Source organism: Microbacterium marmarense, from assembly GCF_037204165.1.
In the GTDB taxonomy this organism is placed as follows: Bacteria; Actinomycetota; Actinomycetes; order Actinomycetales; family Microbacteriaceae; genus Microbacterium; species Microbacterium marmarense.
Genome location: NZ_JBBDGL010000004.1, coordinates 234,111 through 260,260 on the forward strand (window position 1 = coordinate 234,111; position 26,150 = coordinate 260,260).

Consider the following 26,150-nt stretch of genomic DNA (forward strand, 5'->3'; position numbering starts at 1 on the left):
ATTGTTTCACCTGGCGACGTCGATGAGCCACCTGCGCGCGCGAAGCAGTCCGCGCGTGTGAGGTGATTCAGGCGCGCAGCGTCTCGTGGCGCACGACGGTCCAGCCTTTGGGAACCGAGAGCCGCTCGGTGTGAATCGCGCAGAGGTCGTGAGCGTGAGGGTTCGCCTCAAGACCGAGAGGTCCCAGCGCTGCCATCTGATCGGGATAGTCGTAAGTCAGGGTCGTCACAGCCTCACGGGCACAACCCACTTTGGAACACAATCTCGCGCGCATTGGCACCACGCTAGCGTGCGAGCGGTGCGCCACCGGGGTGCCGCGCCGACGGCGCCGCCCCGCGCCTAGGATGGGGTCATGATGTGGCGGCGCACTCGCGAACCTGAGCCCGAGCCGCGGCGCATGTCTCGTCATGGCCGCCACGGCCGACTTGGCCGCAGCCCTGTCATTCGGCCGCCGTTGCCACCGCTCGAAACCCGCATGGAGCGGTTCGATCTGGCCGTGGGCACATCGGCGGAGTTTCTGCGTTCGGCGTGGCCCGAACTGCGAGAAGTGCGGTTCGAAGTTGCTGACATGCCGCAGGCGAGCACCGAGCACGGTATTCCGCGCTGGACGGTGCTGCGCGACGCGAAGCGCATCATTCTGTATCGGCTGCCGATCGAGCGCCTCAGCCATCTGCACCGCAACGATGACCTTCACAAGCGGATCATGATCGAGGGCTGCGTGTTTCGTGCGTCCGCCGAGTATCTCGAACGCGATCCGTGGGATCTCGGACCGGATCGCTTCCGCTTTTAGCCGCCCGCGCTACGGGTAGACGGTGATCGGAAGAGCCGCAGCATCCGCCGCCCAAATCGGAAAGCCCGCGAGCGCACCGTCACCGCTCATCGATAGCCCCGCACGCACGCTCGCCTCGCCCGGGTCGAGCTGGTAGACGGTGCGAGCCTCAAGGCTCGTGCTCCGCGAGGATCCCGCTGGCACGGCCAGCTCGAGCCGAAACTCGCCATCGTTCGAGACGACTGAGACCGTGGCGTCTTCGGCGGCATCGTTCACCAGCGTCAGTACGGGCGTGGGCCCCGTCGGCGCCGCAAACAAGCTCGGCGTCTCGATCAGCGGCGCCGAGGCGTACCAGGCGAAGTCATCGCCCTCGTCCTCTCCGGTGGCCTGCCGTACGGCCGCGACCACGGGGGCGTCAGCAGCGACGGCGACCGAGTATGTGCCGACAGCGAGGTCGCCGAGGTCGACTTCGACAGGAACGCCCTCGCTGAGAGGAACCGTCTGCGCTTCGGAATACGGGTCGATCGCGCCCGACTGCGTCACCGTCACCGTTGCTGTGGCCGAGTCGCTGGCCGCCAACACTCGAAGTATCGAGCTGCTGCCGCTCGTTCCGCCCTCGCCCGGGGCTGCAGCCACCTGCACGCCGACGATGTGCTGTTGCGTCGCAGCTTGCGCGATCGAGCCGACCTGATCGACTCCTACCGCGATGAGAGTGCGGGTGAGGCTGGTCTGCAGGGATGCATGCACCGGAGTTCCCACCGCCGTCACGCGAACGACAGGACTCTCTTCGCCCAGTAGCAGGCCGGCGAGGGGAAACACCCGCTGCGTCTTGGCAGGAAGCACCTGATCGGTTCCGCCCGGCGGGGTGATCATGCCGTCTGCACCGAATACTGTCAGCTCGACCGTCGCAGCGACATCGCCCGGGTTCGAGACGACGACGAGATCCGCGGCGCCCGTTGACGCAGATCCTCCGACCAGCCACGACTCAAGAAGTGCCGGCTGACACGCAGAGGCCGTGTAGCCGCTGAGATCTTCGGTGGCCACCGTCGTAGAGCCTGAGGCGGCGACGTCGGTGCGCACACGGTTCTGCGGCTCAGCGGTGAAGGCGAGGGGGCCGTTCTCGCCCGATGAAACGTTGGACTGGAGCGATTCCTCGAAGGGCTCGGGCGAGCCCGCCAAGACGCCGCTGGTCACGCTCTGCGTCGCTGACAGGGCGAGCCCTGAAGCATCGGCGGCATCAACCCCGATCGACACCAAACCGCCATCGCATACCAGCACCGAGTCCGACGCTGCCGGAAGCGCCTCAACCTGCACGGGTTCGTGCGCGAGTGTTGGCCACGGCAGCGAGATCGCTGTCACTACGGCCACCACCGCCGCCATAGAGACCAGGGTGCCTGCGAGCATGCGCGTGCTCGACGTGGCGAGTCGAAACGGGCGTCGATCGCTCATCGCCCCTCCTGCCAGTAGGGTCCGACGACGCGCGGGGTTCGACGCGCCGCTCGCCGCGTCGCAGCGGTCGGAATGGCCAGCAGCACCGCGATACCGACGACGGCGAGCTGGCTGATGGCGACAATCGTCGTCATCGTCTGTGTTTCTTCACTCGGTGCGGCGCGCTCCGATACATCTGCGACCACTCGCCAGAGTTCGCCCTTGGCCGTCTCACCCACGCCCTCCAACGTGTCGCGCTGGTTGAGCGAAGTCGTCGCCGATAGTCGAAGAGCGCGCGCCGCAGGAGTCTCGTCACCGTCGTCGACGGCGAGCAGCACGAAGCTGATGCCTTGGGCGGCGAGCTCTTCGATCGCCGCGCTATCCGTCGATGTGACGAGGTCTGCGGCGAGGGTGCCCGTCAGCTCGTCTTGCTCGGTCGCGGTGGTTTGCGTTGCGATGACCGTCGACTGGCCGCCCAGCGTTTCGCTGCCGCCCCAGACGTACTGTGCGGCAAGGCCACCGCCACTTTGAGGAGTCAGCACCAGGGTTCCGACATTGGCGTCGTCTCTGCCCTCGGCTGCAATGTAGGCGGGCAGCGTCGAGGCATCGCCTCTGTCGAGGTAAGCGGTGCCTCGAGCCATGGCGGTGAGAGACGGCAACGCTAAGACGATGATCGCGAGTGAGACGACGACCGCACCCGCAGCGCGAGCGGCACGAAGCCGCGGGGCAAGCGCCGCGTCGAGCGTCACCAGCGCCCCGCCCAGCACTCCGAGCCAGGCAAGGCTCAACGCGGCCCCCGGCCAGAGTGCGACGACCTCGGATTCGTCGAACACCACGGCAATGCCGACGGCTGCGAATGCCGTTCCCAACCCGACGGCTGCGACAACGAGCAGTGCAATCCCTGAAGCCCATCGCTGCGAAAGCGGAGCGGCGAGCGCAAGAAGCGCGAGTGGCACCACGAGCAGTGGCACCCACCACACGCTGCCCTCGGGCAGCAGGGTCGCCCAGCCCGCGATATCTGGCGTGGGAATGCCAGCCGCGAGCAACGAGCGCCCCGTGGCATCTGCCGCAACCTGCGGACCGGCCCATGCCACGCCAGGATCGGCGAGCAGCACCCACCCGTCGCCTGTGGCAATCGCGTGCCAGATCAACGGAGCGAAAAACACTGCGGTGGGAACAAGCATCCAAACCAGCCTCGAAGCGCCTCGCCCGCCGCGCATCGCCACCACGAGCAGCAGCATCATCACCCACAGCGCCACAACCGCCGGCGCCAGCGACGGCGAGGCAGCGATCACGGCCACGAGAATCAGGGATGCTGCGCCGGCGCCGGCCCACGAGCGGTGCGCCACCGACGCCGCAACGAACAGCCACGGCAGCAGCACGTGCACGATGACAGCGGTCGGCCGGCCATCGACGAGCGCAATGAGGAACGTGGGCGCCAGCGCCCACGCGATTCCCGCCGTCATACGCAGCACAGAGCGTTCGGTCACCCGCGTGGCCATGAACCAGCCGCCCAGAGCCGCCAGCGGCAGGGCGAGAATCCACAACACCACAATCGCCTGCGAAGGTTGCCATGGGGTCGTGGAACCGATCAGCGCCACCACCGTCGAAAAAGGGTCAGCGGGAGCAACGACGTCCCAGCCCAGGCTGAGCTGACCATAGGATGCGTCTGCCCACAGCCTGCTGACGGTTGTTCGCAGCGGCTGCAACGCGCCACCACCGAGCACCGGCCACGCAAGCAGGGCAGGGAATGCCACCACCGAAGTGACAAGAGCTGCCAGCACAAGCCATGCGCCACCGCCAGTGAAGAACCTCAGATCGCGGCGCGTTGGCACAGTCGGCGACTCTCCCGCTTCATCGGTGCCGAACACTTCGCGCAGCTGCGAACCCGTCACGCGAAGCGGTGCCAGCTGCGACCATGGAACGCGCTTGGCCTCGGCGAGGCGGCGCCGTGAACGCAAGATGGCGAGAGGCCGCCCGAGCGCCGTGAGCGACGCCCACCATTCCGGGCCGATCAGCTCAGGCTGCTTGCGCAGAAGCAGCAGCACCGTGTTCCACGCTGCGAGCGGAAGCATCGACAACCACAGCAGCACGGCGGCGACGGGGTTTGCATAGACCAGGCGACGGTGCAGCTGCGCGGTGCGGGAGATGTACGCCGCGCGTTGCCGCCGCTGAGGTGAGATGGGCGCGGGAACGCCTGCCACACCGTCGCCCGCAGTCGCGACACGCGCTCGTGGCACGATCGACACTCGAGAGGAGGCAAGGCGCGCACGCACGCCGAGGTCGAGTCCTTGGTCAGCGCCGAGCAATGCCGCATCCAGACCACCAAGGTCGCGCCAGGCATCCGTGCGCACCAAGATCGCGCGAATGTCAGCGCCAAGAATGTCTTCTCGACCGTCATGCTGGCCCTGATCGAGCTGGCCTTCGGCGTGCATGACCGTGCGGCCGAACCGGGTCATCGTCGCGCCCATCGACACCAGCTCTGAGCGATCATTCCAACGCGTCAGCTTCGGCGCGACGAACGCCAGCGAGGGCGCGAGCTCAAGCGCCGAGACGAGGTGCGTGAGGGCGTCTGTCTCTGGCGCCGTATCCTGCGCCAACAGCCAGAGAGCGTCTTCGTCGATGTCACTGATGGCGCCGGCTACGGCTGCGGCATAGCCGGTGTTCAGCGAGAGCGTGCGGATATGAGTGGGGGTTGCATCTCGCGCGATGCGCTCAAGCTCTTCGTCCGCACCGCACAGCACTATCGTCAGCGCGTCGACCGGACGATGCAACGCCGCGATCGCCGTCAGAGTTCGTCGCAGGTGGAGGGCTGCGGGGGTGCGCCCATCAGGGCGTACAACGACGACTGCGTGAACTCGGGCGGGCATAGCGTGGTCAGACTAAGCCGAGATGCCCGCATGGCCGCGCCGCCACGCGCCAACCTGGGTGATTCGTATCCAGATGCTCAGCTAGCCAGGCGCTTGAGCTTGCGGCGTTCGCGCTCGCTCAGACCGCCCCAGATACCGAAGCGCTCGTCATTCTGCAGTGCGTACTCGAGGCATTCCGCCCGCACATCGCACGTGCCGCACACGCGCTTGGCGTCGCGCGTTGAGCCGCCCTTTTCGGGGAAGAACGCCTCAGGGTCGGTTTGAGAGCACAGCGCGTCTGTCTGCCATGAGAGGGGGTTGTCTTCTTCGACCTGGATCTGCCGGCGCACTCCAGGTACACCGAGCTGCACAGGATCGACGAACCAGTCGTCAGGAACGCCTGAGCGGTATGGCGATGCCGTCATTTCTCTTCTTCCCCCCGTGGGTCCCCCGGTGCCCGCTGTCCGCGGCTACCAGTAATTACACTCGTGTAGTTCGCGAAGGTCAAGTCGCGGATACTAAAGCCTCAAGCACCTCTTGAACGTTTGCGACGCGCCGACGGCGTGTCGCAAGGTGATAACGACGGCCAGTTCCGCCCGGTACCCTGAATCCACGATGGCCGTCTACTCCAAGCACCCTGCGTCAGCGCCACCTGCCCCGCCCATCCGCGAGAAGACGGGGCACGTGATGCTGCGTGCGTGGTGCGTATTTGTGCTGTTCAGCGCGTTCGCCGGCACAGCGTGGGTAAACGCGTTCGGCCTTCCGGTCAGCATCGTCATCACCCTCGGCGCGGGATTGTTGTCAGCGGTGCTGTGGGTGATCGTGCGCCCGCCTTTGCAGTGGCGGCGATTGCCATGGGGAATACTCGCCTACCTCGCTTGGGCCACGCTGTCTGTCGTCTGGTCTGCGTGGCCGGCGGCAACGTGGTTGACACTGCTTCTGCTCTACGTCACGACCCTGCAGGCACTGTTCGTCGGCAGCGTGCTGTCGTGGCACGAGCTAGTGCGGGCAGTCGGGGCAGGGCTCAAATGGGTCATCGGCCTCTCGCTGGTTTTCGAACTCTGGGTGTCTGTCTTCGTCAAAGCGCCGGTGCTGCCGGGCTTTGTCGCCCGCACCGAATCCGTCGACCCGATCCTCTACTGGTCAAGGAACAACCTGTTCGACGGCGGTCGCATTCAGGGCATCGTCGGAAACGCCAATCTGCTCGGCGCCATCGCGCTGGTGGCCATCATCGTTTTCGCAATCCTCATCACGATGAGCCCACAGCGTCGCGGATGGCCAACCGCGTGGCTTGCGCTCTCGGTCTACATGTTCGTCCGTGCGGGGTCTGCCACGGCCGTGGTGGCCGCCGCGGCCGTGCTTCTTGTGCTGGCCACGGTGCTGCTGATGCGCACGGCGTCGAAGCCCGGCGAGCGCACCCGCTATTACGTCATCTACGCCGCACTCGCCGTCGGCGGCACTGTGGGGCTCTGGGTTATCCGCGATGCGATCTTCGGCGCCCTGGGCCGCACCGCAGACCTCACTGGGCGCGAGGCGATTTGGGATGCCGTGCTCAGTCGCACGGGCGAGCGCCCGTGGATCGGATGGGGATTTTCTACGCCATGGGTGCCGACCGAAGCCGCCTTCGATGGGTGGATCATCGATCACGGTGAGAGCGTGATGCAGGCGCACAACATGTGGGTAGATGTGTCGATGCAGCTTGGCATCATCGGACTCATCCTGATGGCGGGCATCTATCTTGCGTTCATCTGGCGCTCCTGGTTCTTTGCTGTCGACCGCCCCCGCTGGGACCTCGAGGCGAACCGGCCCTACTCGACGATCACGCTGCTGCCGACGCTGCTGGCGACGGTATTGCTCGTGCAGGGAGTGGCCGAATCGAACCCCCTCATGTTGTGGGGTTGGATGCTGGTCGTGATGCTCGCGGCAAAGGTCAAGCAGTCTCCGCTCGTCGGTGAAGGCCCCGCCGAGAGACGCGCCGCCATTGAACGCGGCGATGTGGTCGGCCTGCGGCAATGAGCGCGAAGCCCCGGGCAGCATCCATCGGCGATTTTCTCGCGTCGCCCGGCTTCGCCCGTGCTTACAGCCTGACCGTGCTGGGCTCGGTGTTCGCGTCTTACCTGATTGAACACACTGCCGGAAGGGTCACCTACGTCACCATCATCGTCGGCCTGTGCGCAATTGGCATCGCGGTGATGGTGGCTCGTCGCCGCGAAGTATCGATCCTGCGCCTCATGCCGACCACGCTGCTGCTGTTCTTGGGCTGGGCGCTCGCCAGCACTTACTGGAGCACCGACGGCACACAGACTTTTGTGAACTGGGTGTCGTTGGCGGCAATCGCCCTGCTGGCTGTGGTGATCGGGCACATTCGCGACACGCTTCAGACCGTGCGCGCGCTGGGCGACGTACTGAGGGTGCTGCTGTCGCTGTCGCTCGCGACCGAAGTGCTCTCTGGGGTGCTTCTCGACACCCCCTTCAGCTTCATCGGTGTTCAAGGCAACCTCGCGCAACTCGGTCCGATCCAAGGGATTTTCGGCACCCGAAACATGCTCGGCTTCGTCGCCGTGCTCGCGGTGATCACCTTTCTTATCGAGTACCGCACCCAGTCAGTTCGAGTCGGGCTGTCGCTCTATTCGGTGATTCTCGCTGGCACCCTGGCTGCGTTCAGCGACTCGCCCACGGTCTTCGCGATCGCAATCGGAACCGGCGCGGCCGTGGGGGCACTGGCGCTCGTGCGGCACACGCGCCCAGAACATCGAACCGCAGTGCAATTGAGCTTGGGGGCGGCGGTAGTGCTCGCGCTCCTGATCGGATACTTCGCGCGTCACCCGATCATCCGGTTTCTCGGCGCGGGAACTGACTTCTCACTGCGCGTCGACCTATGGAATCTGATGGTCGATCTCGTTCGATTCCACCCGGTCGAAGGCTGGGGGTGGTTCGGCCCGTGGGCCAAGACCGAGTTTCCCTTCAACGCGATCAATGTGCAGCTCGATGAAACACACGCTACGGGCCTCAACGCCTACTTCGATGTTCTGCTGCAACTGGGGTGGGTCGGGGTGATCCTATTCGCCGCGTTCGCCGGGATTGCGCTTGTGAGGGCGTGGATGGTGGCGAGCGAGCGGCGCTCCGTCGTCTATGCGTGGACGCCCCTCATCTTGGTGACGCTGCTCATCGATTCGATATTCGAGAGCTTCACTCTGACAGGCCTCGGGTGGCTCATGCTGGTCTTGTGCGCGGTGCGAGCCGGACAATCGAGGTCGTGGCGCGAGAACCTTGAGACCGAGACGATCTCATTGCCTCCTGCGAGTTCGGCATCACTCTGAGCCACTGCGTCAGCGTTCACAGCGGCGCGCGGTAAGCTCTTGAAGCCATGCCCACTGCAGACCACAACCCCGCAATCGAATCGTCCACTGACTTCGATCCAGCATCGTCGACGATTGCAGTTGTCACCTTCAACCGTTCAGCCCTGCTCACCCGACTGCTCAAGAGCGTCGAGAAGATGGATCCCAAGCCGGGGCACATCGTCATCGTCGACAACGCGTCGAGCGACGACACCACCGAGGTCGTCGAGGGCTTCCGGGAACGGCTGGGCACCCAGCTTGTGTACCGCCGGCTCGGTACCAACACGGGCGGTTCCGGCGGCTTCAGCGAGGGCATGCGTGTCGCCTACGAGCTCGGTTCCGAGTGGATCTGGCTGATGGACGACGACGTCGAGGTGATTCCCGATGGCCTGGCGAAAATGGGCAAGTGGGCGCCCCGCTTCAAGAGCATTCAAGGACGCCGCTACGACTACGACGGCAGCGAGTTCTACTGGCAGTACCGAATCGCCGAGCGCATGGGTATTCCCATTCCATTCGCGCCAGCAGGTTTCGATGAGTCAGGCTTCAAGCCGATGAACTCGGGATGCTTCGAGGGCATGTTCATCAATCGCGAAGTCGTGCAGCAGATCGGCCTGCCCGACCCGAGGTTCTTCATCTATTGGGATGACCAGACCTATGGGTGGCTCGCGTCGCGCAAGACGCCGTCAGTGATCGTGGACGAGTTCGTCTTGCGCAGAACGCGCGAGATCAAGCAGTGGGACATGGGTGTTCGCCACATGAATGCCTCAAGCAACGCCTACCGGTACTACATCATGCGAAACCGCGGGCACATCAAGCAGTATTACCGCTCGCTGGGCGTGTACAACCCGGTGTTGTTCGCGCTGGGCACCGCACTGACCTTCGCCAAGGAACTCATCCGGCTCGTCTTCGTCGAGCGCACGTTCCGCGGCACCAGCAATCTGTTCCGCGGACTCAGGGACGGCCGCAAGATCGCGAACGACACCTCGTGGCGCCCCATGCCGCCGCTTGCTGCTGTGCCTGCTGCTGGCTGAGCGGGACTGACTTGCAAGTGCCGAGGTTAGCTCTGGTCTGAGTTGTAGCGGTCCAACACCTCGGCGATCGGCCCGTCCATCACGAGCTGCCCTTTGTCGAGGTAGAGCCCTCGCGTGCAGAAGCGCCTGAGATCTCGTTCGCTGTGACTCACAAAGAAGAGGGTGCGTCCTTCTGCGAGCAGTTCGTCGATGCGACGGTAACACTTCTCACGAAAGGCTTTGTCGCCGACTGCCAGAACCTCATCGACAAGCATGATCGGCTCATCGAGTTGTGAGACCACTGCGAAAGCAAGACGCACCTTCATGCCGCTTGAGAGATGTTTGTAGGGCGTGTCAAGAAAGTCGCCCAGCCCTGCGAATTCGATCATGCTGTCGAATCGACGGGCGACCTCAGCGCGAGGCATGCCGTGCAGGCCTGATGTTAGTCGCACGTTTTCACGCACGGTGAGGTCGCCGACGAATCCGCCCGTGATCTCAATGAGCGGGGCGACTCCCCCGTTCACCATCATGTTTCCTTGGTCTGGAATCAGCACGCCGGCCACGAGCTTGAGAAGCGTGCTCTTGCCCTGGCCGTTGCGTCCGACGACGCCGATCGACTCGCCGGGGGCGACAGAAAAGCTGACATCGCGAAGCGCCCAGAACTCGTCTGGCCGAGAGCGACGCGACGAACCGGAGAACAGGTCTTTGAGATTTCGACGGCCGCGACGATTTCGGCGAAAGCGCACACCCAAATTGCGTGCTTCCATTGCAAGCTCAGACGCAGCCATCACAATTCCTTCAACACCGGGCGCTCAAGACTACGGAACACGAGCATCCCCAATCCCAGAAACGCCACACTCATCATGGCCCCGACTACGACCGCGAGTGTGTCCCACTGGTCGGGGAAAAAGCCGACGCGGAACAGGGTGAAGATTCCGGACAGCGGATTGAACGCAGCGAGCTCGCTGAATACGCCTGGCAGATCGGCGACGCCGTAAATGATTGGAGATGCGTAGAACAATGCTCGAAGAATGAGCTTCGTCGTGCGCTCAAGGTCGCCCCAAAGCACACAGAGGGGCGCCACCAATAGCCCCAGCCCGACGAGCAGAGACGTCATGAGCAAAACGCCGACCGGAAACCACAGCAGGTTCCATGTCACGGGTGCACCTGTCACCAGGACGAACAGGATGAGCACCGGCAGCGACAGTATGAACTCGATGCCTTTACTCAGCACGATCCGAGTCACCCAGATAGAGCGAGGAATCGATGTTGAGCGCACAAGCCGGGCGTCTTTGTTGAAGGCACGTGTGAAGTCGGTGACCGCGGAGTTGAACCACACCCACGGCAACAGCGCTGTGATGAGAAACACCATGTAAGGCTCTTCACCGACCGACCGTTGAAACACCTGCGTGAACACGAACCAGTAGATGCCGCTCATCACGAGCGGATCAAGAACCGACCAGAGGTATCCCAGCGCGCTGGTCGCGTAGCGCACGCGCAGATCGCGTGCCGAGAGCAACCACAGCGAGTGAAGGTAGCGCCGGCTCGACCCTGGGGCGCCGACGGCAGTGGTGGTCACGATACTGAGTCTATGTGGACGTTCACGCAATCTCGTTGTGCCACATCGAAAGCGCCGCGCCGATTGCCATGTGCATGTCCAGATACTGGTACGTGCCCAGCCGACCGCCAAAATGCACGTCGCGCTCGCCCTTGGCATGTTCGCGATACGCAAGCAGCATGGCACGATCGTCAGCCGTATTCACGGGGTAGTACGGTTCATCCTGCCGCGACGCGAACCGTGAATACTCACGCATGATCACGGTCTTGTCAGTCGGATATCGGTCTGCGCGCTCGGGATGAAAGTGCTTGAACTCGTGGATGCGGGTGTAGGGAATGTCAGCATCGGCGTAGTTCATGACGGGCGTGCCTTGAAAGTCGGCGAGCTGCAGAACCTCGGTCTCGAAGTCAAGAGTGCGCCAGCTCAGCTCACCCTCGGCGAAGTCGAAGTAGCGATCAAGTGGTCCGGTGTAGACGATCGGCACTTGACCGACAGACGCGCCTTTGTTCAGCGCCTGCGCGGAATCAAAGAAGTCGACGCCGAGCTTCACGTCGATGTTGGGATGATCAGCCATCCGTTCGATCCACGCGGTATAGCCGTCGCGGGGCAGCCCTTCCCAAGTGTCGTTGAAGTACCGGTTGTCGTAGTTGTACCGCACTGGTAGCCGGCTGATGACTGAGGCAGGGAGGTTCTTCGGATCGGTCTGCCATTGCTTCGCCGTATAGTCCCGAATGAACGCCTCGTAGAGCGGCCGGCCGATCAGCGCGATCGCTTTCTCTTCGAGATTCGCCGCTTCTTTCACATCGAATTCGCCCGCGAGTTCGCGGATGAGCGCTCGCGCCTCGGCAGGCGAATGACTTGCGCGGAAGAACTGGTTGATCGTGCCGAGGTTGATCGGCATGGAATATACGACGCCCGCGTGGTTGGTATACACACGGTGCTGGTAATCGGTGAAGTCCGTGAAGCGGTTGACGTACTCCCACACGGTGGGGTTGGAGGTGTGAAACAGGTGGGCACCGTAGCGGTGCACTTCGATCCCCGTTTCAGGATCATTCTCGCTGTAGGCGTTGCCACCGATGTGCTCGCGGCGATCGATGACGGTGACTCGTCGACCTGCCTCGGCAGCACGTTCAGCGACGGTCAGGCCAAAAAAACCCGACCCAACGACCAGCAGATCCACTTCTATCGCATCCCAGAATCGGACGGAGCATGCCGGGGCGCCATCTCAAGCTCATCCGGGGGCAGCGGCGGCTTGGGAGGAAGCTTCGTCGGGTGCTCGATCAGCGGCGTCGATGGATGACTCAGCAGCTCTTGAGGACGAGGCTCGGTCGGGTCAACAATTCGGTCTGGGGAGTACTGCAGGAGCTTGACTCGCTCGAGCGAGTCCTCCAGCAGCGTGCGGTTCGTGTGGAGCATGTCAGAAATCACGAGCAGCGCGAAGCACAAGAGTGCGCCGACAAGCAGCGAGCTTCCTAGAACGAGCGACTGGATATGATCGCCGGCGACGCCCGCAACTGTGAGCACCAGAAACCGCACGAATGGAATGGCTGCGCCGATCAGGAACAGAATAGCGAGCGTCAGGAATACCACATGTGGCTTGAACATGATGTAGCTGCGCATGATCGCCTGCCCAGAGCGACCCATGTGCTGGAAGATGTTCTTGAAGAGCCGCGACTCGCGAGTTTTCGCATTGGTCGTGATCGGCACGCTCGCGATGCGAAGCCGCTTGTTGCCCGCCTGGATGATCGTCTCCATGCAGTAGCTGAACTGAGTAACCACGTTCAAACGAATGAGAGCCTCGCGCGAGTACGCACGAAACCCGCTCGCTGCGTCGGGCAGATCGGTGCCTGCAGCGAAATTCACAACGTTGCTGCCCACTGCTTGCATCATCTTCTTGAAGGGAGAGAAGTGCGCAATCGTCTTTGTCTGCCGGTCTCCGATCGCGATGTCGGCCTCGCCTCGCACGAGTGGCTGCACGAGGTCAGCGATGCGCTGTTGCGGATACTGATTGTCGCCGTCGGTGTTCACGACGATGTCGGCACCGTGCTGGAGCGCGTAGTCGATTCCGTCTCGGAAAGATCGGGCAAGCCCCATATTGCGTGTGTGGAACACAAAGTGCTCTACGCCGTGCTCTCGCGCGACCTCGACAGTGCGATCGCTGGATCCGTCATCAACGATGAGCACGAAGATCTCATCGATCCCGTCGATTTGGGTCGGGATGCTCTGAAGGACGAGCGGAAGCGTCTCCTCCTCGTTCAGGCACGGAACCTGAATGAACAGGCGCATAGATTTCCTCTCAAATCATGTGCGCTCGGCACCGGCTAACGGGTGCGCAATACGGCGCGATCTCCGAAATTCTATCCCAGCGACGTCGCTAAACCTGGGAAGTGCCCGACGCGCCCACCTCGCCGTTGGAATCCGCACTGCGTGCAAAAAGGGTCGCTCGCCACTGCCCTTCGGATGTCAGCGGTGACGCTCGATACTGAGCTACGAGTTCGGGCCAACGCCGACGCAACTCCCGATGCAAACGCACGCTCTCGACAATGAGTTCGCGAAACTGCGCACGGTCGCGTTGGTAAACATGCTGTCGACCGGTTGCTGCCAGTTCCACAACTGCGCTGTCGTGGCGCGCCAGCCGCCACCAGCGCGCTTGCGCTGCAGTCATCGACACCTCCGCGACGTCAGATTTCGGTCGGCTGCGCGGGCGACGCAACCACTGCAATACCAGCGACCGCAACAGAAAGAAACGCAACGGCATGCCGGACGGCATCTGCGCCTCAACCTCGCGCGTCGTGAGGGGAGCCCCGCGAACGTCCCCCGACACCGGCTGCATTTCGGAGTAGTTCTTGGCGAGCAATCGCGCCGAGTTGAGCACCGTGGGCAGGCCGAGGTGCATATGTTCAGGGCCTGAGAGCACCGCGCGCAAAGCGGTATGCCGCAGATCAACGGGGTAATACTGCATCGACATGAAGTGCTTCAGATCTACTCGGAAACTATGCGAAAGCAGTGTGCCGCCGCGAGGCGCTTCAGAATGAAGTAGCGCGGCGACGGTGCGGTTACGCGCGTGAAAATAGGCCTGCCAATCGATCAAGTCGTCTTTACCCACCCAAGACACGTGCCAAAGGGCTACACCGGGGAGCGAAAGCGTAGGGATCCCGTGGTTGCGTGCTCGCAACGAGTATTCTGCGTCATCCCATTTGATGAATGCCGGCAGAGGGAGACCCGCGCTCTCGATTGCTTGTCTTGGTATCAGCGACATCCACCAGCCGTTGTAGTCGGAATCCTTGCGCTCGTGCAGCCAGGGTGTGTTGGCGAGATCGTTTGTCGCGAAGTCCACGGGCATCTTTTCGTCGTCGAGCGTGCGCCACATAAAGGGCTCTTCGTCAACGACCTCCGCCCACGCGTAAAGCTTCGTGCGATCGAGCAAATCAAACATATGACCGCCAACGATCGTGGGCTCTTTGCAGAAAGAGCCGAAGACCACGGCGCGACGAATTGACTCAGGTTCGATCTCAACGTCGTCGTCCATGAGCATCACGAAGTTCGCTGTCGACCTATCGAGCGTCTCGAGCATCGCGCGCGCGTAGCCTCCTGACCCGCCAAAGTTGGGTTGGCCGATCACGGTGAGCCGGCCATCGAGCGTGGCTGCCGCGGCAGCGAAACGCGGGTCATCCGACGGATGCTGATCGCCCTGGTCAATGACGAAGATTTGGTCTAGCACCGAGAACAGCTCATTCGAGTCTGCCAAGACTGCCAAGGTCTTCGCGCAATAGCCGGGTTTGTTGAACGTCGTGATGCCGAGTGCGGCTTGTGGTTGAGTGACTGGCACTGCGTCCGTCTGCCAACGCGCGTCGGTGATCGTGAGCTCAGTTGTGGCTGAGGCTTCAAACCATAGCCAACCGCCGGCGTCGAAGGAATTTAGGTCGACCGCAAAGCGAACGTGACCGCTAGCGGTGTTCTGCGTGTCGATCAGATAAGACGAGCCAGCGGCATCTGAGCCGTGCATGCTGACTTCACCGACACCGTCACACCGGATGCTGAGTTCGACTCGATCGACCGTCGTCCAGTGGCGCCAGTAGCTCGCGGGAAATGCGTTGAAGTAGGTCGCGAAAGATGCGATCGTGCCAGATGCAACACAGACCGACGTCCGATCGACGATATTCACGCGATCGGGCCGCCGATCGACATAGAGCGGATGAACCTCGCTGTCCACGACGTCGGGGAAAATGACTTGCTGAAGAATCTGGGTCATTTGCTAGTCTCTGGCTGTCAGCCGTGAATTGATAAGCACGGACTCGCGCTAATTCTGCCATCTCGATGTCAGCACCCCCAAAGTGCCCTGCGACAAGCTCCTCTGCACTATCAGCTATCATCGCGCTGGACGCAACAAGCGGGCCGACCCGAGTCTAGACCCCGTCAGCGGACCCTAGAGCGGCGCCGAGAAGACAATGAACACATCAACAAGACGAAAGAACCACGCGTGATTGTCGCATTCGGCACCTATGACTCGATACGCCACCCTCGGGTAGGCATAATCATCGATGGCTTGCGGGCGAACGGCGTTGATGTGACCGAGCTCAACCGACCACTCGGATTCAGTACCTCAGAGCGAGTCCGAATGCTACGTGAGCCCTGGCGGCTGCCAGCCTTCGGGTTTCGACTGCTGAGCCGATGGATTTCGCTGATCAAGGATGCTCGCGCACTGCGTCGCGAGGGTGCCGAGCCGTCGGTGGTCCTCGTCGGGTATCTCGGCCACTTCGATGTCATCCTGGCAAGACGCGTATTTCGTCGTTCCACGATCGTGCTCGATCACCTGATCTTCGCTGGCGACACCGCTCAAGACAGGGGCACGGAAGGTCTTCGCGTGCGAATGTTGCGCTGGCTCGACAGCGCAGCAATTCGTTCCTCAGACCTCGTGCTCGTAGACACAACCGAACACGAAGCAATGCTGCCCGCGGGGGTTGAAAGTCTGGTCATTCCTGTCGGAGCCCGAGAGGAATGGTTCGTTGCACGGCCTTCGAACGATGAGCTAGTGCCGCTGCCCTCAGTCGTGTTCTTCGGACTGTTCACGCCGCTTCAGGGAGCGCCAGTGATCGCCGCCGCGATTGCGCAGGCACTCGACGACGGCGCTAAGTTCACGGCAACGATGATCGGAACAGGGCAAGACTGGGATGAAGCTCGGTCGCTGCTAGGAGATCGGCAAGGCGTTACCTGGATCGATTGGGTAGAAGCAAGCGAGCTACCCAAGCTGGTCGCTGGCCACGACGTGGGGCTCGGTATTTTCGGCACCGGACCCAAGGCACTGCGGGTGGTTCCGAACAAGGTCTATGAAGCAGCAGCAGCTGGGTGTGCCGTTCTGACCTCTGACACACCGCCTCAGCGGGCACTGCTGGGGGACGGTGCGATATATGCGCCACCGGGAGACGCCCGCGCGCTAGCCTCCGCGCTCGTCAAGCTCACATCCTCCGGTGCAGAGACCAAGGCAGCGCGCATCCGCGCGAGGGAGGCCGCCGAACAGTTCCGCGCGGCACGTGTCGTGGCGCCATTGCTCACGGCATTGGCACGTCGCGCATGAAGCATCTGCTGAAGGTACTGCGCTCGCCTGCCGTACGGTGGGGATTCTTGGCTGTTGCTCTCGTGTTTATTGTCTGGTTCGTCTGGAACAACTGGACAGAGATCGCTGATGCGCTCGCTGAACTGTCACTCGTTGCACTCGCTCTCTCAGCGCTTGCGAGCGTCATCTATGTTTTGTTCACGCTCGAGGCCTGGCGATCCGTCGTGCGCGATCTAGGCAACCCGTTGGGATTCCGTTCATCGGTGCCGTTATTCGGTATCAGCCAACTCGGAAAGTACATCCCCGGCGGAGTGTGGAACATCGCGGCAGCGGCCGAACTCGGACGAGCCCACGGGATCCCGAGACGACACTCAGTTGCTGCGATGTCGATCACGCTTCTTGTCTCCATCATTTCGGGAGTAGCAGTCGGCGTTATCGCGTTCGCAGTCTCACCTGGCCCGCTCTTTCAGCAGTGGGGCTGGGTCATCTGGGTCGCGGTACCGCTCTTGGTGTTACTCGTGCCCGCGATCATGAATCGCGTCATCTCAGTCGCGTGGAAACTTGCCAAGCTTGAGCCTCTCGATACTTCCATTTCGACCCGCGGCTTGACGGCGACAATCGCATGGTCGGTTGCGGCATGGATCACCGCAGGGATGGCCGTTGCCGCGCTCGCGATCGGCATGGGCGCGCCCCTCACTTTGCTCACGATTGCGCAGTGCATCGGCGGGTACGCACTCGCGTGGACCGCAGGGTTCCTTTTCATCGTCGCGCCCGCCGGCGCTGGCGTGCGCGAAGTAGTACTTGCGGCTTCGCTCGCTGGAACTGTTGACCCGGGCGCGGCCGTGGCTATTGTCCTAGTCAGCCGCGTGCTTCTCACGGCAGTTGACCTAAGTCTCGCGGGCGTCGGAGTCGTCGACGCCAGAATACTATCGCGCCGAGGCAGAGACTAGACGGCTTTGTCCTCTCGCCCGGCGGCTAGCCATTCGTCACCGTTCAAAGGTTCCATCTCGCCTCTTCCAGTAAAGAGAAGCGACAAGAATCGAGCCCACCGCAACGATGGCTGTCGCTGAGACCGCTGCGCCCGCTACCAGTCCATCTCCTTGATACACGAAAGATACGGTGTGTGTCCCGGCTGGAACGAAGGTTGCACTCATCGCATGGTCGGCCTCTACGACGTCAGCTTCGTCGCCATCGATCGACACACTCCATCCCCGGTGCATCCAGTCCGCGACAACCAAATAGCCGCCGCCTTCCGCCACCACCTCCACGGCCACCTCATCGCCAGAATCAGTGATGACCTCTACGGTCGCGTTCTGTCCCTCAGCAGTTGGACCTTGTTCACTCAGCACCACCGTGTCGGATGCGAGGCCTGGCTCCTGCAGGCGGGCCAGCCGATCGGAACTGTCGGTCACAACTTCGCTCGACGAGGCCCAACGCACCCGCGGAAGTGCATTCTGTCTCTCCCATACGGTTCCGCTCGCGTCGGCAAAGCTCAATAGCAAACCATCGTCGGCTGGTTCCGTGATCGCTAAGGCGGGCTCACCGCCCGTGTCTGCCACCAATACGACGTCTACGTTGGTGTGAATCTCAACCGTGAAGCCATCAGCGGAGGGTGCAAGCTCCTCGGCCGCGATGGGAACAAGAACGGGGCCGGGGTTCAATAGCTGCCGCTGGAGTGCACTGGTCGCTACCACCTCGCCGGCCGCATTTCGCAAAGAGATCTGCACGCTGACGCCGTCTTCGTTGCCCAGCGCCTGCTCAGCAACCGAAAACGTCACCGCACGAAGCGACGCGCTGGCTACATCGCGAACAAGGGGCTGGCCTGCCTCAGAAACGATGGTGTTGTCTGATATCACCTCGCTGTGAGGCTGGCCCGACGCGTCAACTAGCTTTCCGGGAGTCTCCGCTCCGGCTGGTGTTGTCCAAGCGGCCACTGACAGCCTGTCGAGCAACGCTCTTTGTTCAGCGGTCTCCACCCCGGGGAACGTAAGACTTGGATTGGTCGGAGATTGGCCCTCGCCAAATGCGCCCAGATCGAGCGCGACCAGATATTCCCGCCACGTAGTCGGCTGGAAGGTGTGCGCGGTTGCTGACCGCAAGCCGTAGGCCGACGCGGTTGACCCCATGAACGAGCCAGAGGTCGCCAGCCTCTCGCCTTCCGTCGCGCTTTCGAGTTCACTGATCAGCTGGAGCTGCGGATAGAAGTCCTCCGCATCTGTGAGCGGCCAATAGTTCGATACGGAGCTACTCATCTGCAGAGCCGCAAGCACCACGACGCCGGCGAACGCACCCGCGCGCAATGCTGCACGCGAACTTGCCAGGACCGCGACCACCGCAAGCACGATGATCCCGAATCCCGGTGCGGCATCCCAAAACAGATGTTCGGCTGTAACCTCCGGGATGCGTTGCCACACCCAAATTGTGAGTGCTCCCAGCAGGGCTGTACTCGCCGCGGCGATGACGAGAATCCGAGTACGAGGCCGTGCCGACTGTCGGAACACGCGCTCAACTCCGATGCCGGCGAGCGCCGACCCAAACAGCATTACCAGGTCACGCAATCGGCCGGAGTTGTTGCCAGAGAAAATGGGCAGATCAGCGAGCCACAGTGTCCACCATCCTTGCTGCCATACCACGGCTGCGGCCAGTGCTGTACCGACGGCCAGAAACGGCACAACGCCGCGCGCTTGACCGACCATGCGTGGACTCAGCAGCGCAACTAGAGCGAAGAACACCGCTCCGATACCGAGAAACGCGTACGCCTCGATCGGATTCGTCCCACCGCCGAACCCCACCTCGAAGAACGTCTCAGGGTAGAAGACCGAGAGAAACGATCGAATGGGCTGCTGCGAGAAAAACTGTCCGCTTCTCACGCTCAGGTCGACATCGGATAGCCCAATTGCGAACGGGATGAGCTGCACCGCGGCGAGCGCTATACCCAAGGCCACGGCTGCTACACCGATAGCGAACGTGCGGAGGCTGCCAGACACACTGTGGCGTGCTCGTTCTGCCACAATCCGCACAATGAAGTAGATGCCGCCCGCGTACAGGGCGTGGCCCGCAGCTGCGGGAAAGCCGCTCAGCATGAGCAAGCCAACCACTCCGGCGATTGGCAGCGAAGACCGCAACGTGCGCCGACGCACATATCGTTCGATGGCCCAAAATAGTGCGGGCATCATGGCCGCGACGGATGACTGCGCAGACCAGGTAGCCCACCCGACAAAGAACCCAGAACCACAGTAGAAAATTCCTGCGACGACGCCGGCTGCGCGACCCATGCCAATTCGACGCATCCAGAGGTACATGCCGCCCATGGCGAGCGCTATCTCAACCAGCTTCACAAAGCCGGGCGCATAGACAGTGGGCAACACCAAGAACCAGATCGTCGACAACGTAAGCGCTGGACTGTTGGTGCTTGCTAAGAGTTCGGTTCCCGGCCCGCCGAGCGATGACCACAGCGGCCACTCCCCGCTGAAGAGACGCTCGTGCATCTGAATATAGCTAGGCAGCAACGAGTCGATGCTGTCCCCCAAGAACGGATTGAGCACGCTCGGACGCATGCCTCCGTCCCACCATGGCGCGACTGACGCCAGCCGATCCATAGCGCTAAACGACTTGACACCGATCAACGCTGGCCCGAGATGTACGGCGAGGACCGCAAGCAGTCCGGTCAGCGCAACGAGGGCGCCAAACACATCCGGACGTCGACGCCACCACCGCAAGAGCGCTTTGTTCATGACTGGCTCAACTGAGCCGTCATCGGTCGCTATAGAGGCATCAGCCACATCCTCGCCGGGGGCATGAGTCACACTGCACTCCTACATACTCAAAGGGCGTCTCTCGCCGCGGGCTCCGGCAAGTCTACCCAGGGTGGTCGCCAGCGTTCCTCGTTCCGCCCGCTGCATAGCATCGCGATGCTGCCTGTCGGCTAGAATCGGCGAGTGAATCACCATTCCCGCACCCGCGTCCTGCTGATCACCGGTGACATTATCGGACCGCGCATGGCAGGCCCTGCGATCCGGGTGTGGAACATGGCCGACCAGTTGGCTGCGACCTGCGATGTACGGGTCGTGTCGTGGGCGAAGATCGATCGTCAATCCGACATCTTCGCGTTGTTCTATGTGAATGACGGCGACGATCGGTCGATGCGAGAGCATGAGCAATGGGCCGACGTCATCATCGTGCAGGGCATCTCGATGCGCATGTATCCGTGTATCGCTCAATCAGACAAGATTCTCGTCGCCGATCTGTACGACCCGTTCCACCTCGAGCAGCTCGAACAGAACAAGCACCGCGACGCCGATACCTGGAACGAAGAAGTCCTCAAAGCGGTGTCACTCCTCAACGAACAGCTGGCCCGCGCGGACGCATTCATCTGCGCCTCTGAACGTCAGCAAACACTCTGGCTCGGCGCGCTCTCCGTCGCCGGGCGCATCAACCCTGCAACATATTCGGCCGATGCCTCGTTTGATTCCTTCGTGCGGATCGTTCCGTTCGGGCTTCCTTCCGACGACCCCGTGCAGTCTCGTCATGCTCTCAAAGGCGAAAGAGCCGGCATTTCCGTAGACGACAAAGTACTCATCTGGGGCGGTGGCATCTATGACTGGTTCGATCCGGTCACATTGGTGCGTGCTGTAGGACTGCTGGCTGCCGCGCACCCCGAGGTCAAGCTTTTCTTCATGAGTGCACGGCACTTCAACCCCGACGTTCCTGAGATGCAGGTGCTCCAGCAGACTGTTGAGGTCGCCGACGAGCTAGGTCTCACCGATCGATCGGTGTTCTTCAACGACACCTGGGTCGACTATGAAGATCGCATCAATTTCTTGATGGATGCCGATGTCGGTGTGAGCACCCACCCCGTGCATCTCGAAACCCGATTCTCGTTTCGAACACGAATTCTCGACTATCTCTGGGCAGGGCTGCCCATCATCACCACTGACGGAGACAGCTTCGCCGATCTCGTTCGTGATCGGGATCTCGGTGCCGTTGTCCCCCCGCAAGACCCTGAGGCCCTTGCGCGGGCGATTATCGAGGTGCTCTTCGACGACGCTCGACGCGAGAGCATCTTGAGCAACGTTCAGCAGGTGCGTGAGGACTTCACGTGGGAACGCGCGGTCGCGCCCCTACGCGACTTCTGCGAGAACCCGACTCGAGCACCTGATCGAGGCGCCGCCAAAGGCTCGCGTAGCACAGGTGGATCGGATCCGTTCAGCAGAATTCTCGCAATGCCCAAGGGACCGCGGCGCGATACGGCTCTGCTGGTCTATTACCTTCGCACTGGAGGTCTCAGCAAGACCTTCGGCAAAGCCCGAGAGCGTTGGGGCCGAGCGCGACGGCGATGAGCAGGCGGCGCGCCACGTGTGCTCTCGGCTAGGTCGCAGACGAGCGACTGTATAGTGTGACGCTGTTGATATCACCCGCAAGAAACAGAGGAACCGCGTGAGCGAACGCCCGAGCGAGCGATACGCGCGCCTTGCATCCGAACCGTTGATCCCCGTGACGGCGGCAAAGACCGGACTCCCAGGGGTCGGCCGTTCCATCGGAGAGATCTTCGCGCACCGCCACCTGCTCGGTCTTCTGGTGAGACGCGATATCAAGTCACGCTATAAAGACAGTGCGCTCGGCCTGCTGTGGACCCTCATCAACCCGATCGTTCAGCTGATCGTCTACTACACGGTGATGGGCCAGTTTCTCGGTGCTGCCCGCGGGATCGAAGACTTCGCGCTGTACATTTTCTCGGGACTCACGATCTTCGTCCTCTTCTCTGAGATCGTCTCCGGTGGTACGGGTTCGATCGTCAACAATGCGGGCCTCGTGAAGAAGGTGTATGTTCCGCGCGAGATCTTCCCACTCGCCTCCGTCGGCTCGGGGTCATTCACATTCGCTATGCAGGTCGCGGTACTCACCCTGGCGTGCGTCATCCTCGGCGCACCGCCGTTCACCATCGATTTGCTGTACTTCTTACCTTCCGTCCTTCTCGTTCTCATCTATGGCACCGCCCTCGCGCTGCTTCTGTCTGCGCTGAACGTCTACCTACGGGATATGCAGTACCTCACACAGATTCTTCTTATGCTGTCGATGTGGTCATCGCCGATCGTCTACGGCTGGACGATGGTGCGCGACAGCTTTGCACTGTTCGGCTTTCCCTCCTGGGCTATTGAGGTCTATTCGACCGGCCCGCTCACGCTGGCCGTGCTGGGTTTCCACAAGGCCTTCTGGATCGCCGGCGAACCGACCGACTATCCTTCACACCTCTTGCTGCGCATGCTGATTGTCGGAGCCATCGGCATTGTGCTGCTTTGGCTCAGCCAAAGAGCCTTCACACGCATGCAGGGCAATTTCGCACAGGAGCTGTGACATGAGCATCCAAGACGCCGCAACCTCGCCCGACGAGCAATCCCCTGAGGTTGTCACCATTGAGGGAGTGTCAAAACGCTTCATCATTCGAAAAGACAATTCGCTCAAAGAACGCGTTGTCACTTTCGGTCGCCGCGGGCGCACACACCGCGAGGTCTTCGACTCGCTGCACGATGTCTCGTTCAGCATCCGCGCGGGAACCACGGTAGGACTCATGGGCCCCAACGGCTCAGGCAAGAGCACCCTGTTGAAGCTCATCGGCGGGATCATCGAACCAAGTTCCGGAAAGATCGCTCGACGTGGCCGACTTGCGGCGCTCCTCGAGCTGGGGGCTGGGTTCCATCCTGATCTGTCGGGGCGAGACAATGTCTATCTAAATGCGTCGATACTCGGACTTTCACGCGAAGAAACCGACGCCAGGTTCGATGACATCGTCGCCTTCTCTGAGATTGCTGACTTCATCGATACGCAGGTGAAGTTCTACTCGTCGGGTATGTACGTTCGCCTTGCCTTTGCGGTCGCGATCCACACGGACCCTGACATATTGCTCGTTGACGAAGTTCTGGCGGTCGGCGATGAGGCATTCCAACGCAAGTGCCTCGACAAGATTCGCGAGTTTCAGCGCGAAGGACGAACCATCATTCTCGTGTCCCACTCAGCTAGTCAGGTGATGGAGGTGTGCGACGAAGGCGTCGTGCTTTCCGCCGGCGAGGTGGTTTTCATCGGACCCGTCGATGAGGCAGCAAAGGTGCACCGCGAAGTGCTCGAGGGCAAGCGACGCGACGCGATTGCGGAAGAAGCTGTCGAAGTCGAGGACATGAAGCCCGAGATCACCGCCATCACCCTGAGGACCGCGAGCGGTGAAACAACCGTGGCTCCCGGTGAGGCTCTCACGATAGAGATCCATGTAAACCACAAGCAATCCGTCGCCAAGTGGAACACCGGGTTCAGTATCGACACTCCGCACGGTCAACAAGTTTTCGGTACCGGCTCTCGTCGTCTGAGCGAGCCGCACGAGGCCACACCCGCCGGGCCCAGGACGATCACATATGTGCTTCCGACCCTCGGACTCGCTGGGGGACAGTACTTTGTCAATGCGGAAGTCGCCGACGAAAACGGAACTCAACAGGCTGTGCTTTGGCAGGGTGCAACCTTTGCGGTGCCGTTCGACCCGCGCCAGACGGGCACACTCTACGCACAGGCACAGGTGTCGCTCTCCTAGAAGCACCCGGGCGAACCGATAAGGTGAGTTCGGTTACCTGAACCGCACCCGATCACCATGGAAGGCGACCGAGTGAAGACTTGCGTCTATACCTACCTCATCGGCAACTATGACGGACTTCTCGCACAACCCGTCGCTGCCGACAGCACAGCAGACTTTCTCTGCTTCACAGACGACCCCTCGTTGCGCAGTGATGACTGGGAGATCGTTCTTGTAGAGCCCCGCTTTCCGACCGACACTGTACGTAGCGCTCGAGCGCTCAAGATCCTCGGTCACGAACGCTTGCGGGAGTACGATGCCACCCTTTGCATCGATGCTTCGGTGCGCCTTCGGCAGCCGCCAGAACATATCATTGCGGCGTGGTTGGGTGATGACGAGGTCTTTGCCCTGGCCGAGCATAGCTATCGCGAGCAGTTGCTCGACGAATTCGACGAGGTTGTGCGCCTCAACTACGACAACGGTGAACGAGTGCATGAACAGCTCCTCGCGTACTCGAATGCGCATCCAGACTGCCTGACAGCAAAACCCTTGTGGACGGGCATGATGGCACGTCGGCGCGACGAAAAGGTCGATCTTGCGATGCAGCGGTGGTACGAACATGTACTGCGATACTCACGCCGCGACCAGCTGTCGATCCTGGTAGCCCTCGATCAGATCGACTTGCCATATCGGAAACTCGACATCGACAACTTCAGTTCGGAACATCATGAGTGGCCAGTAATCGCATCGCGCAAGGTGGCGCAGGGTAAGGCGAGTCCGTATTCCTCAGGTCCGCTCCTCGCTGAACTTCGACGTGCAAAGAGGGAAGTCGATCAACTATCCGCCCGCCTCGAACCGCTCGATGAGATGACGGTCGCAAGGCTCAACACCGAGCTGGCAGAGCTGGGGGCGCAGTTGCATGGCGCCGAAACGGAACGCGAGCGGCTAGAAGAATCATTCCACGAACAGCTCGTGGATGTCGGGATTTGGCAGGAGCGATGGTTGGGCACCCAGGGTGTGGCGGGTGCAGGCGCCAACCTGGTTCGAAGCCTTACCACTGCCGTCCGGCGCCCGTTCAACCGCAAGCGCCGCTCCTAGCTATGGCGCCAGTGGCGCACTGCGCGAGCTACGCGGCGTCGAGCACCGCTCAGCAATGTGCGTACCTTGCGAAGCACGCGCCTCGGTAGCGAACGATCAGCCGGATTCAGCCGCGCGTACATATTCACAAAATCGCGCCAGCTTCCTGACCCGACGTATCCTGCACGCTTGAGAAAATGTATCTGCTCGACGGTATCGCCCGGAATCGTCGTTGACATCTGGTCGAGGTTGTAATCGAACGCAGTGTGGCTGATCGAGAGATACTCAGTGGTACAAACGGTACGCGTGTGATATCCGAGCTCGCCAGCGGCATATGACGGCACCCGCTCAAGCACGTGAGCGAGCCCACCATCGCGATAGGCCTCCGCTCCGCCGAAGTCCTCGTACTTCCAGGGATGCTGAACGAGCAATCGCAGAGCCGCCGGGCGCGCGATGAACATTGAACCGTACGGAGCAAGTGGAGAGATCTCGTCCGGCGGCACGTGGAGGCCGAGCGTCTCAGCGATGCGCTCATAGCCCGGCTTATTCGACCACCACCCACGACCCATCGTCGGGTAGCCGATGTGAATCGTTGGCGGGTATGCCATGCCGAGGCCCGGTTCTCTCTGAAACAAGGCGATCAGATTGGCCGAGTAGCCCTCGCTGTTGAGCAGGTTGTCGAACTGTTGCCGCTTGAAATGGCGGCCGACGTTGAAGCCGTCTTGCGGAGTTTTCTTCGAGTGGAGTTTGACGACGAGGTCATACTTGCCGCTGAGCAATATGTCGCGGCAGCCCACGAGAAATGCGCTTTGGTCACGGCCATCGTTCTCAACCACTCGCACTTCGTGTGATCGCGCTCCGCCGTCGCGCCGGTCGAGAATCTCACGAATAGCAACCGCTCGCTCTTCCTCGGGCGTGGTGACTACCAGGTCATATCCGCTAGGAAGCGTGTCGACATGATCGAGGATTTCATCCGTCATCTCGACGTAGTAGATGTGCGTGATAACAACCG

The 26,150-nt window shown here is 61.8% G+C and carries 21 protein-coding genes; 10 read left to right on the forward strand and 11 right to left on the reverse strand.

Annotated features, from left to right (window positions below):
* Positions 1 to 67 precede the first annotated feature (67 nt).
* Complete coding sequence (locus WDU96_RS12755) at positions 68 to 274, reverse strand: DUF3499 family protein (protein ID WP_337338899.1); 207 nt, start codon at positions 272 to 274, stop codon at positions 68 to 70.
* A gap of 78 nt (positions 275 to 352) precedes the next feature.
* On the opposite strand from WDU96_RS12755, the gene WDU96_RS12760 reads away from it, so the two are divergent.
* On the forward strand, positions 353 to 790 hold the full coding sequence (locus WDU96_RS12760; RefSeq protein ID WP_337338900.1) for a metallopeptidase family protein: 438 nt from the start codon (positions 353 to 355) through the stop codon (positions 788 to 790).
* Positions 791 to 799: 9 nt separating this feature from the next.
* On the opposite strand, the gene WDU96_RS12765 is transcribed toward WDU96_RS12760, so the two are convergent.
* The 3 genes from WDU96_RS12765 to WDU96_RS12775 all read right to left on the reverse strand — a co-directional run bounded on the left by WDU96_RS12765 (position 800) and on the right by WDU96_RS12775 (position 5,471).
* The gene (locus tag WDU96_RS12765; protein ID WP_337338901.1) at positions 800 to 2,218 is read right to left on the reverse strand and encodes a DUF5719 family protein; all 1,419 of its coding nucleotides are present in this window, start codon (positions 2,216 to 2,218) and stop codon (positions 800 to 802) included.
* Positions 2,215 to 5,067, reverse strand: a complete 2,853-nt coding sequence (locus tag WDU96_RS12770) for a glycosyltransferase (protein ID WP_337338902.1) — start codon at positions 5,065 to 5,067, stop codon at positions 2,215 to 2,217. The genes WDU96_RS12765 and WDU96_RS12770 overlap by 4 nt, the downstream gene beginning before the upstream one ends.
* Positions 5,068 to 5,144: 77 nt before the next feature.
* Complete coding sequence (locus tag WDU96_RS12775) at positions 5,145 to 5,471, reverse strand: WhiB family transcriptional regulator (RefSeq protein WP_337338903.1); 327 nt, start codon at positions 5,469 to 5,471, stop codon at positions 5,145 to 5,147.
* A gap of 190 nt (positions 5,472 to 5,661) precedes the next feature.
* Here WDU96_RS12775 and WDU96_RS12780 point away from each other — a divergent pair, with 190 nt between their 5' ends.
* The 3 genes from WDU96_RS12780 to WDU96_RS12790 are packed head-to-tail and all read left to right on the forward strand — an operon-like array spanning position 5,662 to position 9,415.
* Entirely contained in the window at positions 5,662 to 7,062 is a 1,401-nt protein-coding gene (locus WDU96_RS12780; RefSeq protein WP_337338904.1) for an O-antigen ligase family protein, read from the forward strand.
* Positions 7,059 to 8,366 (forward strand): O-antigen ligase family protein, encoded by a 1,308-nt coding sequence (locus WDU96_RS12785; protein ID WP_337338905.1) that lies wholly within the window; start codon positions 7,059 to 7,061, stop codon positions 8,364 to 8,366. The genes WDU96_RS12780 and WDU96_RS12785 overlap by 4 nt, the downstream gene beginning before the upstream one ends.
* A gap of 47 nt (positions 8,367 to 8,413) precedes the next feature.
* Entirely contained in the window at positions 8,414 to 9,415 is a 1,002-nt protein-coding gene (locus tag WDU96_RS12790; protein ID WP_337338906.1) for a glycosyltransferase, read from the forward strand.
* A gap of 26 nt (positions 9,416 to 9,441) precedes the next feature.
* On the opposite strand, the gene WDU96_RS12795 is transcribed toward WDU96_RS12790, so the two are convergent.
* The 5 genes from WDU96_RS12795 to WDU96_RS12815 form a co-directional block, all read right to left on the reverse strand.
* A complete protein-coding gene (locus WDU96_RS12795) occupies positions 9,442 to 10,182 on the reverse strand; it encodes an ABC transporter ATP-binding protein (protein ID WP_337338907.1) in 741 nt (246 codons plus the stop codon).
* A complete protein-coding gene (locus tag WDU96_RS12800; RefSeq protein ID WP_337338908.1) occupies positions 10,182 to 10,973 on the reverse strand; it encodes an ABC transporter permease in 792 nt (263 codons plus the stop codon). Before WDU96_RS12800 ends, WDU96_RS12795 begins: the two co-directional genes overlap by 1 nt.
* A 22-nt stretch (positions 10,974 to 10,995) precedes the next feature.
* Positions 10,996 to 12,132 carry a UDP-galactopyranose mutase gene (gene glf, locus WDU96_RS12805; protein ID WP_337338909.1) on the reverse strand — a complete coding sequence of 379 codons (1,137 nt, stop codon included), beginning with the start codon at positions 12,130 to 12,132 and terminating at the stop codon, positions 10,996 to 10,998.
* A gap of 2 nt (positions 12,133 to 12,134) precedes the next feature.
* Positions 12,135 to 13,238 (reverse strand): glycosyltransferase family 2 protein, encoded by a 1,104-nt coding sequence (locus WDU96_RS12810; RefSeq protein WP_337338910.1) that lies wholly within the window; start codon positions 13,236 to 13,238, stop codon positions 12,135 to 12,137.
* A gap of 88 nt (positions 13,239 to 13,326) precedes the next feature.
* On the reverse strand, positions 13,327 to 15,204 hold the full coding sequence (locus WDU96_RS12815) for a glycosyltransferase (protein ID WP_337338911.1): 1,878 nt from the start codon (positions 15,202 to 15,204) through the stop codon (positions 13,327 to 13,329).
* 228 nt (positions 15,205 to 15,432) lie between these two features.
* Between WDU96_RS12815 and WDU96_RS12820 the strand changes: the two genes are divergently transcribed.
* Both WDU96_RS12820 and WDU96_RS12825 read left to right on the forward strand, forming a co-directional pair.
* The gene (locus WDU96_RS12820; protein WP_337338912.1) at positions 15,433 to 16,527 is read left to right on the forward strand and encodes a glycosyltransferase; all 1,095 of its coding nucleotides are present in this window, start codon (positions 15,433 to 15,435) and stop codon (positions 16,525 to 16,527) included.
* Positions 16,524 to 17,456, forward strand: coding sequence for a lysylphosphatidylglycerol synthase domain-containing protein (locus WDU96_RS12825; protein ID WP_337338913.1), 933 nt, complete (start codon positions 16,524 to 16,526; stop codon positions 17,454 to 17,456). The genes WDU96_RS12820 and WDU96_RS12825 overlap by 4 nt, the downstream gene beginning before the upstream one ends.
* 36 nt (positions 17,457 to 17,492) lie before the next feature.
* Here WDU96_RS12825 and WDU96_RS12830 read toward each other — a convergent pair whose 3' ends face one another.
* Positions 17,493 to 20,312, reverse strand: a complete 2,820-nt coding sequence (locus WDU96_RS12830) for a hypothetical protein (RefSeq protein WP_337338914.1) — start codon at positions 20,310 to 20,312, stop codon at positions 17,493 to 17,495.
* A 132-nt stretch (positions 20,313 to 20,444) separates the two neighbouring features.
* Between WDU96_RS12830 and WDU96_RS12835 the strand changes: the two genes are divergently transcribed.
* From WDU96_RS12835 to WDU96_RS12850, 4 genes are all read left to right on the forward strand, one after another.
* Complete coding sequence (locus WDU96_RS12835; protein WP_337338915.1) at positions 20,445 to 21,845, forward strand: glycosyltransferase family 4 protein; 1,401 nt, start codon at positions 20,445 to 20,447, stop codon at positions 21,843 to 21,845.
* Positions 21,846 to 21,942: 97 nt separating this feature from the next.
* Entirely contained in the window at positions 21,943 to 22,860 is a 918-nt protein-coding gene (locus WDU96_RS12840; protein WP_337338916.1) for an ABC transporter permease, read from the forward strand.
* Position 22,861: 1 nt separating this feature from the next.
* Complete coding sequence (locus WDU96_RS12845; protein ID WP_337338917.1) at positions 22,862 to 24,082, forward strand: ABC transporter ATP-binding protein; 1,221 nt, start codon at positions 22,862 to 22,864, stop codon at positions 24,080 to 24,082.
* 72 nt (positions 24,083 to 24,154) lie between these two features.
* Positions 24,155 to 25,159: a glycosyltransferase domain-containing protein gene (locus tag WDU96_RS12850; protein ID WP_337338918.1), complete on the forward strand. Its 1,005-nt coding sequence runs from the start codon at positions 24,155 to 24,157 to the stop codon at positions 25,157 to 25,159.
* Here WDU96_RS12850 and WDU96_RS12855 read toward each other — a convergent pair.
* Positions 25,156 to 26,150 (reverse strand): rhamnan synthesis F family protein (locus WDU96_RS12855; RefSeq protein ID WP_337338919.1); only part of this gene is annotated, 995 nt, incomplete at its 5' end. The genes WDU96_RS12850 and WDU96_RS12855 overlap by 4 nt on opposite strands.